10 protein-coding genes are annotated in these 12,596 nt (G+C 70.4%); 4 read left to right on the top strand and 6 right to left on the bottom strand.

Translation table 11 applies throughout. The features are described from left to right. Positions 1–13 precede the first annotated feature (13 nt). Positions 14–1,063 (bottom strand): glycosyl hydrolase 53 family protein, encoded by a 1,050-nt coding sequence (locus AB0I06_RS31905; RefSeq protein WP_363122332.1) that lies wholly within the window; start codon positions 1,061–1,063, stop codon positions 14–16. A 539-nt stretch (positions 1,064–1,602) separates the two neighbouring features. On the opposite strand from AB0I06_RS31905, the gene AB0I06_RS31910 reads away from it, so the two are divergent. The 3 genes from AB0I06_RS31910 (at position 1,603) to AB0I06_RS31920 (ending at position 5,572) form a co-directional block, all read left to right on the top strand. Next, positions 1,603–3,405, top strand: a complete 1,803-nt coding sequence (locus AB0I06_RS31910) for a rhamnogalacturonan lyase (protein ID WP_363122383.1) — start codon at positions 1,603–1,605, stop codon at positions 3,403–3,405. Positions 3,406–3,690: 285 nt separating this feature from the next. Further along, a complete protein-coding gene (locus tag AB0I06_RS31915; protein WP_363122333.1) occupies positions 3,691–4,872 on the top strand; it encodes a sensor histidine kinase in 1,182 nt (393 codons plus the stop codon). A 22-nt stretch (positions 4,873–4,894) separates the two neighbouring features. After that, positions 4,895–5,572: a response regulator transcription factor gene (locus AB0I06_RS31920; RefSeq protein ID WP_363122334.1), complete on the top strand. Its 678-nt coding sequence runs from the start codon at positions 4,895–4,897 to the stop codon at positions 5,570–5,572. A gap of 138 nt (positions 5,573–5,710) precedes the next feature. Here the strand turns inward: AB0I06_RS31920 and AB0I06_RS31925 are convergent, their stop codons facing one another. Continuing rightward, positions 5,711–6,193 (bottom strand): MarR family transcriptional regulator, encoded by a 483-nt coding sequence (locus AB0I06_RS31925; RefSeq protein ID WP_363122335.1) that lies wholly within the window; start codon positions 6,191–6,193, stop codon positions 5,711–5,713. 124 nt (positions 6,194–6,317) lie between these two features. On the opposite strand from AB0I06_RS31925, the gene AB0I06_RS31930 reads away from it, so the two are divergent. Next, positions 6,318–7,679, top strand: a complete 1,362-nt coding sequence (locus AB0I06_RS31930) for an aminotransferase class I/II-fold pyridoxal phosphate-dependent enzyme (RefSeq protein WP_363122336.1) — start codon at positions 6,318–6,320, stop codon at positions 7,677–7,679. Positions 7,680–7,693: 14 nt separating this feature from the next. Here the strand turns inward: AB0I06_RS31930 and AB0I06_RS31935 are convergent, their stop codons facing one another. Genes AB0I06_RS31935 through AB0I06_RS31950 form a run of 4 tightly spaced genes read right to left on the bottom strand, consistent with a single transcriptional unit; the run spans position 7,694 to position 12,522 of the window. Then, positions 7,694–9,436, bottom strand: coding sequence for a trehalase family glycosidase (locus AB0I06_RS31935; RefSeq protein ID WP_363122337.1), 1,743 nt, complete (start codon positions 9,434–9,436; stop codon positions 7,694–7,696). Between the two features lie 35 nt (positions 9,437–9,471). Next, on the bottom strand, positions 9,472–10,290 hold the full coding sequence (locus AB0I06_RS31940) for a carbohydrate ABC transporter permease (protein WP_363122338.1): 819 nt from the start codon (positions 10,288–10,290) through the stop codon (positions 9,472–9,474). Further along, the gene (locus tag AB0I06_RS31945; RefSeq protein ID WP_363122339.1) at positions 10,287–11,270 is read right to left on the bottom strand and encodes a sugar ABC transporter permease; all 984 of its coding nucleotides are present in this window, start codon (positions 11,268–11,270) and stop codon (positions 10,287–10,289) included. The genes AB0I06_RS31940 and AB0I06_RS31945 overlap by 4 nt, the downstream gene beginning before the upstream one ends. A 10-nt stretch (positions 11,271–11,280) precedes the next feature. Next, a complete protein-coding gene (locus AB0I06_RS31950) occupies positions 11,281–12,522 on the bottom strand; it encodes a sugar ABC transporter substrate-binding protein (protein ID WP_363122340.1) in 1,242 nt (413 codons plus the stop codon). Positions 12,523–12,596 lie beyond the last annotated feature (74 nt).

The following is a 12,596-nucleotide window of genomic DNA, read 5'->3' on the forward strand; positions in this document are numbered from 1 at the left end:
GCCGAGGCGCCGCTCAGGCCTGGGTGAAGCCGTTCATGATGGCGGTGGGGCGCTTGCTGGCGGAGTCCCAGGCACCCATGTTGTAGCCGGTGAACGGGGACATGCACTCCGGCTCCCAGTAGAAGATGCCCTGCCCGCCGGCGGACTTGAGCGCCTTCGTGTAGGCGACCAGCGCGGCCTGGGTGGAGGCGGCCCGGTCGACCCGGCCTCCGAACTCGCTCTGGAGGAAAGGCTTTCCGTAGGCGGCGGAGATCTTCCGCATGTTCTCCACGATCCCCGGCGCGACGTCGGCGCTGCCGTAGGAGGAGAACACGGACATGTCCCACTTGCCGCCGGCCGCGGCGAAGCGGCTGAAGAACGTCGTCATCACGTCGTACTTCTGCGGCTGGGCCAGGTGGATGCACACCGTCGAGTTCGGTGACACCGCCTTGACCTGGGTGTAGGCGGCGTTTAGCAGCCCGGTCATCTGCGCCGGGCTGGAGACGCTGCCGACGGGGCGGCAGATCCCGCTGTTGATCTCGTTGCCGATCTGCACCCAGGTCGGGAGCACGTCGTTGTTCTTCATGACGGTCATCGACTGGTTCACGTACGTGTTCATCGCGGCGAGCATCTGGCTGTAGCCCATGTTCCGCCAGGCGGCGGGCGGGTTCTGCACACCGACGGAGTTCCAGGTGTCGCCGAACATGTAGTCCAGCATGATCAACATGCCGGCGGCCTTGACCCGCTTGGCGAAGGCGGCGACCTCGTTGATGGAGCAGTGGCCGTTGGCCGGGTCGCCGGACGGGCTGACGAACGTACGGAGCCGGACGGCCGTGATGCCGTACCCCTTCAGGATGGTGAGCAGATCCTGTGTCTGGCCACTGGCGTTCTTCCAGGAGTAGCCGCGCGCCTCCATCTGCGGCACCCAGCTGATGTCGACGCCCTTGACGAAGCCGGCGGCGGCGTGGACCGGCGTCCCGAGTCCGGCGAGCGCGGCGGAGGTGGCGAGGACGCCGGCGGTCGCGGTGGTGGCCTTGAGCAGCGTCCGGCGGCTGATCGGATCGGGAGCAGGGCTCGGTGACATGGTCGCTCCTCCCTGTCCGCCGGCCGCGCGTGAGACGTCGCGGCCGGCGGGCAGCGGTTTGTGGGGGGTGGAGTTTCCGGGACTGGGTTCGATCCGCCCGCATCTGCTGGGAACGTTCACAACCTGTCAGGTGGACACGGAGCGCTCCGTCCTCGATGGGAAAAGGGTGCAGGTGCGGGATCCACGAACTGCCGTGTGCGGCACCAGGGTTGGAAGGCGGGCGACCCGTTCGACTGCCTTCGACCACAGGTGACGGTGAGGCGGCTCACGCAGTGTTCTCGGGCCTCCACCCGGCTGTCAATCCATAGGTCACGAAAACCTCACGGATACGAACAGGGCCGCACAGCGGACTGGACAGAATCCTTGACGAGGCATCAGAGCATTCTTACGCTCCCTCCTCATGGGAGCGTTCCCATACCCCCCACGCCCCGGAGGCCACTGTGACCGACCCTCACCGGCGTCCCCGCATCGCGCCACGACCGTGGCGATCACCGCACCGGCCGGGCGGCCGGCTCGTCGGCGGCCTCTCCGCCGCCGCGCTGGCCCTGTCCGCGCTCGTCGCACTGCCGCAGACCGCCCAGGCCGCGACCGCACGGCAGGTCGAGAAGCTCGACCGCGGCCTGTCCAGCGTGCACACCGGCAGCGGCAACCTGGTGTCCTGGCGATGGCTGGCGACCGACCCCGACGACGTGTCCTTCAACGTCTACCGCGGCGGCACCAGAGTCAACGCCTCGCCCGTCACCGCCTCGACGAACTACTTCGACGCGGGCGCCGCGGCCTCGGCCGACTACACGCTGCGCGCGGTCGTCAACGGCACCGAGCAGGCCGCTTCGGCGCCCGCGGTGCAGTTCCGCACGGGCTACAAGGACGTGCCGATCTCCCCGCCCGCGGGCGGCACCGCACCGGGCAACTCGGCCTACACCTACGAGGCCAACGACGCCTCCGTGGGCGACCTCGACGGCGACGGTGCCCTCGATCTGGTGCTGAAGTGGCAGCCGACCAACGCCAAGGACAACTCCCAGTCCGGCTACACCGGCAACACCATCGTCGACGGCATCAAACTCGACGGCACCCGGTTGTGGCGTATCGACCTGGGCCGCAACATCCGCTCCGGCGCGCACTACACGCAGTTCCAGGTGTACGACTACGACGGTGACGGCAAGGCCGAGGTCGCCATGAAGACCGCCGACGGCACCCGGGACGGCACCGGCGCGGTCATCGGCAGCTCCTCCGCCGACCACCGCAACTCCAGCGGCTACGTCCTGTCCGGGCCCGAGTACCTGACGATGTTCAACGGCCGGACGGGCAAGGCGATGCAGAGCGTCGACTACGTCCCGGGCCGCGGCACCGTCTCCTCCTGGGGCGACAACTACGGCAACCGCGTCGACCGCTTCCTCGCCGGCACCGCCTACCTCGACGGCGCCCGCCCCTCGCTGATCATGGCGCGCGGCTACTACACCCGATCGGTGATAGCCGCCTGGGACTGGCGCAACGGCGCCTTCACCCGGCGCTGGACCTTCGACACGTCCTCCTCCAGCAACAGCGGCAAGGGCTACGACGGCCAGGGCAACCACAGCCTGTCCATCGCCGATGTCGACGCCGACGGCAAGGACGAGATCGTCTACGGCGCGATGACCGTCGACGACAACGGCAGCGGCCTGTGGACCACCAGGCTCGGGCACGGCGACGCCGGTCACGTCGGCGACCTGAACCCGTCCCGTCCGGGCCTTGAGTACTTCAAGGTCTCGGAGGACTCCAGCAAGCCCGGCTCCTGGATGGCCGACGCCCGCACCGGGGCGAGGCTCTGGCAGACCGCGTCCGGCTCCGACAACGGCCGGGGCGTCGCCGCCGACATCTACGCCGGCAGTCCGGGCGCCGAGGCCTGGTCCGCCACCGACACCACGCTGCGCTCCGTCACCGGCGCCTCGCTCGGCCGGGAGCCCTCCAGCGTCAACTTCCTGTCCTGGTGGGACGGCGACCCCGTCCGCGAGCTCCTCGACGGCACTCGCATCGACAAGTACGGCACGTCCGGCGACACCCGGCTGCTGACCGGCTCGGGGGTGGCCTCCAACAACGGCACCAAGTCCACCCCGGCCCTGTCGGGCGACATCCTCGGCGACTGGCGCGAGGAGGTCGTCTGGCGCACCGGCGACAACAGGGCCCTGAGGATCTACTCGACCCCGCACCAGACCAACACCAAGATCACCACCCTGCTCCACGACACCCAGTACCGCACGGCGCTGGCGTGGCAGAACACCGCCTACAACCAGCCCCCGCACCCGTCCTTCTTCATCGGCAACGCCATGCCGACGGCACCCCGGCCGACGGTCTACACACCCTGACCCACTCCGACCGGCCCTGACACGCGGGCACGTGCCCCTACTGCGATCGCGGTAGGGGCACGTGTCTACGCTCGGCCGACGACGAGAGCCCGGCGGACTGCGAGCGTTGCAGTGCGCCGGGATTCCGGCCCGTGTTCTTCCGGAAAGGCTCGTCGTTGTCCCTTCTCGCCCGCTGGTGCCACCGGCACGCCGGCCCGGGTGGGTCCGCTCATCCCCTGGGCACGGGTGACGACCATCGGGGTGGGGCGCATGCCGGGCCGCGCTGCGTAGAGTGAGGGAGTGCAGGTGGCAGCGGTGAGTCGGCAGTTGATGGCCCGACACGAGCGGATCCGGGACGCGCTTCCGGCGGTGGTGCTCATCCTGGTGGGCACGGCGGCGACCGCCGCGGGCGAGGGCGGTTCCGGCTGGCACGCCCCCCGGCCGGGCGGGGTGGCCTGGATGGCGCTGGCGTGTGCGCCGCTCGTCTTCCGCAGCCGATGGCCGCTACCGGTCGTGATCGCCTCTCTGGCCGTCGATCTGGCGCACCTGTCCGTCGCGCCGGGCTTCTCCCTGACTCCGGCGGCGAGCCTGGTGGCGCTCTACACCCTCGCCTCCCGGAGCAGCCGGCGCACCGCCTGGATCACCGGCCTGATCGCGTCGGTCCTGATCATGGCCGTCTACGCGGTCGCCGATTCCGAACCACCTCTCGCGGGCTCGAGTCTGCTCCACTTCGACCTCGCGATCGCCGCCACCGCACTGGGCGACGTCGTCCGCACCCGCCGCCTGCACCTCGCCGAGGTCGAGGCGCGAGCCGAACGGGCCGAGCGCAGCCGGGAGCAGGAGGCGCGGCGGCGGGTCACCGAGGAGCGGGTGCGCATCGCCCGGGAGCTGCACGACGTGGTGGCCCACCACATCACCCTGGTCAACGCGCAGGCCGGCGTGGCGCACCACCTCATGCGCCACGATCCCGACCGCGCGTACGAGGCGTTGGCTCACATCAAGGACAACAGCCGCGCCGCCCTCGACGAACTGCGCGCCACCGTGGGCCTCTTGCGCCAGCCCGACGACGGGCCCGACTCCCGCGCACCCATCCCCGAACTGGCCGATCTGGACGCCCTGGTCAGTGGGGTGCGAGCGGGCGGACTGGTCGTGGAGGTGGTGTGCACCGGCACACCCCGGCCCGTGGCTCCCACCACGGAACTGACGGCTTACCGCATCATCCAGGAGGCGCTCACCAACACCCACAAGCACGCGTCGGCGACACGGGCGGAGGTGGAGCTGCACTACGGACCGGACCGGCTGCGGGTCACCGTGACGGACGACGGCCGACCCGGCGCCCTGCCGGGCCCCGGCTCCGGTCACGGCCTGATCGGCATGCACGAGCGCGCGACCGCCATCGGCGGCTCGGTCACCACCGGCCCCCTGCCCGACGGTGGCTTCCGGGTCGTCGCCGAACTCCCCCTCACCCTCGCCCCCACGTCCGCCTGACCCGCACGAGGTAAGACTCACCATGACGATCCGCGTCCTGCTCGCCGACGACCAGGCCCTGCTACGGGGCACCTTCCGGCTGCTCATCGAGGCGCAGCCGGACATGGAGGTGGTCGCCGAGGCGTCCGACGGCCAGGAGGCGGTGCGGCTGGCCCGGTCCGCGCGGGCCGATGTGGTGGTGATGGACATCCGCATGCCCGGGGTCGACGGCATCGAGGCCACACGGCTCATCGGCGGGGACGATGACCTGGCCGGGGTGAAGGTGCTGGTCCTCACCACCTTCGAGGTGGACAAGTTCGTCGTCGAGGCGTTGCGGGCCGGTGCCAGCGGCTTCCTCGGCAAGGGGGTCGAACCGGCCGAACTCCTGCACGCCATCCGGCTGGTCGCGGCCGGTGAGGCGCTGCTCTCACCGGCCGCGACCAAGGGTCTGATCGCCCGGTTCCTCTCCCAGCCCTCCCCCGGCCGCCTGGCCGATCCCGAGCGGCTGGCCACGCTGACGCCCCGGGAGCGACAGGTCATGCAGTTGGTGGCCACGGGCCTGTCCAACGACGAGATCGCCGAGCGGCTCTTCGTCACTCCGGTGACCGTCAAGACGCACGCCAACCGGGCCATGGCCAAGCTGGGCGCCCGGGACCGGGCCCAACTCGTGGTCATGGCCTACGAGAGCGGGCTGGTCCGCTCCGGGGAGACCCGGAGCTGACGCTCGCCGGTGTCGCTCACGCTCCGGTGGGTGCGGTGCGTGGCGCCTCGGCGGGCTCCCGTCGGAACGCCCAGTCCAGCCGGGGTTCCAGGACGAAGCGGAACAGCCGCCGCACGGGTGGGGTGCACAGGGCGGAGGTCAGCCGTCGCGCAGTGCCGCCTCGATCTCGCCCAGCGAGCGGGTGAGCCGCCCGTAGTCGGCCCGGGGCACCGGGGCCACGAAGTACCGCTCCACGACCCGCGCGTGGACGACGGCGGCCCGGAGGAACACCGCACGGCCGTGCTCGGTCGCCTCGACCAGGACGCTTCTGCGGTCGCCGGGGGCGGGCACCCGCCGCACCAGACCGGCCGTCTCCATCCGGTCGATCAGCCGGGTGACACCGCCACTGGTGAGCGTCAGGTCCTCGGCGAGCCGGCGCTGTGAGATCTCCTCGTCCGGATGCCGGCAGAGCCGGATGAGGACCTCGAACATCGTGTGACCGACCTGGCACTCCTCGCGCAGCGCCGCGTCGATCCGCTGCTCCAGGCGGGTGGCGGCTTTGAGCAGCAGCCCGAAGTCGTGCACGAGCGGGCTGTCGGCGGCACGGGCGGCTGCGTCGTCGTCTCGTTCGGCGGGGCTCATGCCCCCGACTTTACTGCCTCTTCATCTACTGCCGTCTCAATTACTGAGCAATCAATTGCTGAGCAGTCAACAAAATCCTATGGTGTGACCCACCACCCCGCCACCACGGAGGAGAGGGAGATCAGTGGACCTTCAGCACTGGCTCGGCCGGGCCGACGACGCGATACAGCAGTGGGCCGACAGCTTCGGCCCCTACGAGCAGCACCCGTCCCTCCTCGTCGACGACGATCGTTTCGCCGCGGCCTTCGAGGAGCTCACCGGAAGACTGAAGGAGAACTATCCCTTCTTCCACCCGCACTACGCGGGGCAGATGCTCAAGCCCCCGCACCCGGCGGCGATCGTCGGCCACCTCACCACCATGCTGATCAACCCCAACAACCACGCGCTGGACGGCGGCCCCGCCACCGCCCGCATGGAGCGCGAGGCCGTGGCGCGACTGGCCGCGATGTTCGGCTACGACACCCACCTCGGCCACCTCACCACCAGCGGCACCATCGCCAACCTCGAAGCCCTCTTCGTCGCCCGCGAACTCCACCCCGGCCGCGGTGTCGCCTACAGCGCCGACGCCCACTACACCCACGGCCGCATGTGCCACGTCCTGGGCATGAAGGGCCATCCCGTCCCGACCGACGACCGCGGACGCATCAGCCTCGACGCGCTGGACGAGATCCTGCGGACGGGAGAGGTGGGCACGGTCGTCCTCACCGCCGGCACCACCGGCCTCGGTGCCGTCGACCCGATCCACCACGCCCTCGCCCTCAGGGACCGCTACGGTGTCCGGCTCCATGTCGACGCGGCCTACGGCGGCTTCTTCACGCTGCTCGCCGGCGCCGACGGACCGGAAGGCCTGCCCGAACAGCCCTGGCGGGCGATCGCCCGGTGCGACTCGGTCGTCGTCGATCCGCACAAGCACGGACTCCAGCCCTACGGCTGCGGTGCCGTCCTCTTCCGCGATCCCGAGGTGGGCCGCTTCTACCTGCACGACTCGCCCTACACCTACTTCACCTCCAGCGAGCTCCACCTGGGCGAGATCAGCCTGGAGTGCTCGCGCGCCGGCGCCTCGGCCGCCGCCCTGTGGCTCACCTTCCAGGTCCTCCCGCCCACCCCCGACGGACTCGGCCGCGTCCTGGGGGCCGGCCGCCGGGCCGCCCTGCGCTGGGCCGACCTGATCTCCGCCTCCGACGCCCTGGAGCTGTACCAGCAGCCGGAGCTGGACATCGTGAGCTACTTCCCGGTGACGGACCCCGCCTCCCTCACCGCCATCGACGCGGCGTCCGCCCGGGTGCTGGCCGACGGCATGGCGGACGCCGACCCCGTGTTCCTGAGCACCCTCAAGGCCGACCGCGACGCGTTCACCGCACGCCATCCGAAGGTCACCGCCGACGCCGAGGGCGCCCGCATCCTGCGCAGCGTCCTGATGAAGCCGGAGTCCGAGGACTATGTGCAGCACCTCCACGACCGGGTCACGCGTCTCGCCGGGCCGTGAGCGCCGCAACCGGTTCACGTCAGGTCATGCTCACCTCGGAGCGCGTACGCCTCCGCGAGGATGAGGTAGGCGGCGGCGGTCCAGGTGTAGGCGCGGTCGCGCAGTCCCCTTCCCGTGAGGGCGTCGAAGTTCTCGGCGAAGCCGTGCGCTTCGCACAGGGCGCGGAAGCGGGCGCTGATGTCGTCCGCCAGGCGGCGGTGGCCGGCGCGGCGCAGGCCGTCCTCGATCAGGACGGTCGCGGGAGCCCAGATGGGGCCGCGCCAGTAACCGTCGTCGAGATAGTGCGGTGAGGTGGGCAGCTCGGTGGCGAGACCGTAGGGGGTCAGATGGGCCTTGATGTGGTCGGCCAGAGCGGCGCTGACCTCGCCCGGCAGGTGCTCGCCGAGCACGATGGGCATCAGGTCGAGGAGCCCGGCACTGTCCCAGGTGTCGCCCGTGCCGACGCCCCGGGCCACGAACCGGTCGCCGCTCCAGAGCTGGTCCAGCATCGCCGCCTGCGTCTGCTCGGCGGCCCGCTTCCACCGGCCCGCCTCGTCCGTCCGGTCCAGCTCCAGGGCCAGGTCGGCGAGTTCGCGGAGCTGGAGGACGAGGAAGGCGGCGAGGTCGGCGGTCTCCACCACCCGCTCGGGGTCGAAGGTGGTGGCGTTGTCCCAGCCGCTGTCGTTGCCGTGCTGGTAGTGCGGGAAGGTGGCGCCGGGAGCGCGCCGGGCGGTGAGCCAGAAGTTCGTCCAGCGCTCCAGGCGGTGGTACACCTCGGCCAGCTCGTCCGGGCCGGGCGGCGTCGGCAGACGGCGGCGCAGGTGCCCGAAGGCCCAGCCGTGGATGGGCGGTTTGACGAAGTTGTACAGGACCTCGGAGTGGGTCACCGAGTCCGGCAGGGCACCACTGGCGTCCTGATGGTCGAAGGGCAGGGAGAACTGGTCCCGGGCCAGTTCGGGACAACCGGGCGCGAGAGCCAGGGCGTTGAAGCAGTGGTCCCAGCTCCACACCTTGTCCATCCAGTGCTTGGACATCAGCACCGCGGGCCGGGTGACCAGGCCCGTCGGGCGGACGGTGGCCGACCACAGGACGTAGGCGGCCAGTTCGGCCGCCGGGGTGGCGGACGAGCGCCAGGGAGCGACGGCGTCGGCGAACTCGGCGAACGAACCTCGCGTGGCTGCCGCGATCTCGTCGAAGGCCGCCTCGGACGAGTACGGCGGGCGGGCGGTGTCGAGTTCCTCGATCGCGATCTCCCAGGTCCCGCCCGTCTCCGCAGCCATCGCGAGACCGCGCTCGGCACTGCCCAGCGCCTGGGCACCGGTCACGTCGGCGGTGCCGGACAGGACGGTGACGCGATAGCGGCGTCCCGTCTCGTACGACGTGAACACATGGGCGCCGGCGGCGGCGTCGTGGAAGAAGTAGGTTCCGCTGAACGGCGTCAGGACCTCGGCGGCCGCCCGGACGGCGATCCCCGTCCCGCTCCCGCGCAGGCGCACGGTGTCCGGGGACTCGTAGGCGAGGTCGACGCGGCCGCCCGCGCCGGTCCAGCTGAGCAGGCCCGGTCTCGCCCCCACGCGGGTCTCCACCCGGTCGCCCGTCACAGGGTCCAGGGGCGTCAGGCGCAGGACGGCGTGCAGGCCGTTCTGGTGGGAGACGAGATGGAGGTCCTCGGCGTACGTCTTCTCCGCCACCACGGGCGAGATGCCGAACCAGGAGCCGTAGGTGCTGAACGGGATGTCGTGGACGGAGAAGGCCGGGCCGGAGTGGTCGGCGGTCATGAAGGGGCACTCGTTTCTCGCGCAGGGGGAAGGGGTCAGTCCTTGACCGCGCCGGCCGTCACGCCGGCTGCGACGTAGCGCTGGGCCAGGACGAGGATGACCGCGGCGGGCAGCGAGGCCACGACGGCGGTGGCCATGATGGCGTTCCACTCCTGGTTGTTGTTGCCGATGTAGTGGTAGATGCCGAGGGTGATCGGCTCGTGCGCCCCGCCGTTGACGAGGGTGCCGGCGAAGACGAAGTCCGACCAGGACCACAGGAACGCGAAGAGCGACACCGTGACGACGGCGTTGCGGCTCATCGGCAGGACGACCGACCAGAAGGTGCGCAGCGGACCGGCACCGTCGGTCCGCGCCGCCTGGAGCAGTTCCCCGGGGATGCCGGACATGAACGCGGTGAAGATGAGCACCGCGAACGGCACCGCCAGGGTGGAGTCGGCGACGATCAGGCCGGGCACGGACTGGAGCAGGCCGAGCTGGAGGTAGATGGCGTAGAAGCCCATCGCCATGATGATGCCGGGAATCATCTGCGCCGCGAGCAGGAGGAAGCTGAGCACTCCCCCGCCGCGCGGGCGCAGTTTGGCCAGGGCGTAACCGGCCGGGGCGGACAGGGCCACGGTGAGGGCTACCGTGCCCAGGCCGATGACCAGGCTGGTGCCGAGGTAGGGCAACTGCTCGTCGAGGACGGTGCGGTAGCCGGCCAGGGTGCCGTGGACGGGGAAGAGGCCGGGCGGGGACTTGCGCATGTCCTGGTCGCGGGTGAGGGAGACGTTCAGCATCCAGTAGACCGGGAAGAGCATGATCGCGGTCAGCAGGACGCCGACCGTCGTCTTTCCCCAGGAGCGTCGGCTTCTCATGCGTACGCCTGCTTTCGCTGGACCCTCATGTAGACCCCGCCGAACACCAGGGCGGCCACGACCAGCAGGTTGCCGACGGCCGCGCCCGGGCCGAAGGCGGGCAGCAGATTGCCGAAGCCGAGCCGGTAGGACCAGGTGGCGAAGGTGGTGGACGCGTCCGCCGGACCGCCCTTGGTCATGATCCAGATGATGTCGAAGACCTTGAGTGTGTAGACCAGGCCGAGGAGCAGGGTGATCGCGGAGACGGGGCGCAGCAGCGGAAAGGTGATGCTCCAGAAGCGGCGCCAGGCTCCCGCTCCGTCGAGGGCGGCCGCCTCGTACAGCCCGGCGGGGATGGATTGCAGACCGCTGTAGAGCACGACCAGGTTGAACGGGACACCGATCCAGATGTTGGCGATGATCACAGAGGTGAGCGACCAGGAAGGCGAGGTCAGCCAGTTGACGGGATCGAGGCCGAGCGCGTGCAGTGCCGCGTTGACGATGCCGGAGTCGCTGTTGAGCATCCACGACCAGGTCGAGGCCGACACGATCAGCGGCAGCAGCCAGGGGACGAGGAACAGGGCGCGCAGGGTCGCCGAGAGCCGGAAGTGCTGGTTGAAGAAGACGGCGAGGGCCAGCCCGATGGCGTACTGGAAGGCCAGGCACACGGCGGTGAACACCACGGTGTGCAGCAGGGCCGGGGCGAAGGTCGGGTCGTCGAAGACCTTCTGGTAGTTCCGCAGGCCGGTGAACGGCGCGTCGCCCTGCACGAAGGAGCGGACGGTGTAGTCGCGCAGGCTCAGGTCGAGGTTGCGGTAGAGCGGATAGGCGTAGAAGAAGGCAAGGTAGAGGGTCACCGGGGTGAGGAAGGCCCAGGCGGCCCACTGCGTCGAGGCGGGCCGGCGGCGTCGCGCGGTGTGGTCCGGTCCCGGGGCGGCGTGCGCCGCCCCCGGAGCGGGCCGTGCGGGCCGGTGGTCCGGCGGTTGGACGGTCTGCTTCATCGGACCCATGTCACTTGACCGCGTCCTGCGCGGAAGTCAGGGCGTCCTCGGGCGACTTGGATCCGCTGAGCGCGGACTGCACGGCCTTCCACAGCTGCTCGGAGATCTTGGGGTACTTGGTGCCCAGGTCGTCGCTGGTGCGGCCCTTGGCCGCCTTGACCGCGTCGACCCACGCGGTGAGCGCGGGGTCGGCGGCCACCTGCTTCTTCCGCACCTCCTCGGTGGGGGCTACGTAGGAGAGGGTGGTGTCGGTGTCGTACAGGTGGGCGGTGCTGGTCAGACAGGTGGTGAGCTTGCTCGTGGTGGCGTAGCGGGCGGTGTCGCCCTGGACGGGCACGGTGACGAACTCGCCGCCCGTCGGGGCCGCGGCGTTGCCTCCGCCGGTGGCCGGGACGGGCAGGACGCCGTAGTCGAAGCCGGCCTTCTTGGCGGCCGCGAGCTGCCAGGTGCCGTTCTCGGCGAAGGCGTAGTCGCCGCTGGCGAACTCCTGCCAGCTGGTGGTCTGGGTGTTGTTGAGCACGGAGTTGGGGGCGTAGCCCTTGTCCAGCCAGTTCTTCCACAGGGACAGCGCGGAGACGGCCTGGTCGGAGTCGAGCTCCGTCAGCTTCGCGCCGGAGCCCCAGAACCACGGCAGGAACTGGAAGCTGCCCTCCTCGGTACCGATCGCGGAGAAGGTGATGCCCTTCTTGCCGGCCTTCTTGACCTTCTCCAGGGCGGCGGTCAGCGACTTCCAGTCCTTGACGGAGGCGATGTCGACACCGGCCTGCTTCAGGACCTTCTTGTTGTAGTAGAGCGCGAGGGTGTTGGCGCCGATGGGGGTGCCGTAGGTCTTGCCGCCCGACTGCCCGGCCGCGAGGAGGTTGGGGTCCACGGCGGAGGTGTCGAGCTTGTTGTCGTCGGTCGTGGTGAGCACGCCCGCCTCCGCGAGAGTGGACACCACCGGGTTGTCGACGATGAGGACGTCCGGGGAGTTGCCCTGCTGTGCCGCCAGCAGCGTCTTGTTGGCGAGGTCGCTGGTGTCGAACCCGGTCCGCTTGACCTTCACACCGGCCTTGGCACCGCAGGCGTCCAGCAGCTTCACCCATGCCGAGCCCTTGGTGAACTGCGGGTACGGGTCCCAGATCGTGTAGGTGCCGCTGTCCGCGCCCTTGGTGTCGGTGCTGCCCGAGCCGGAGGAGCAGGCGGTGCCGGCGGCGGCGAGGACGGTCGACAGGGCCACGGCGGCGAGGCGCCGTCTGGAGTCGATGTGCATCGCGGGTTCCTTCGTTCTTGGCACAGGGGTGCCGTGACAGGGGCGACGTGCGGGCAGCGGGCACACCCGGGGGA

Source organism: Streptomyces sp. NPDC050674, from assembly GCF_040654575.1.
Lineage (GTDB): Bacteria > Actinomycetota > Actinomycetes > Streptomycetales > Streptomycetaceae > Streptomyces.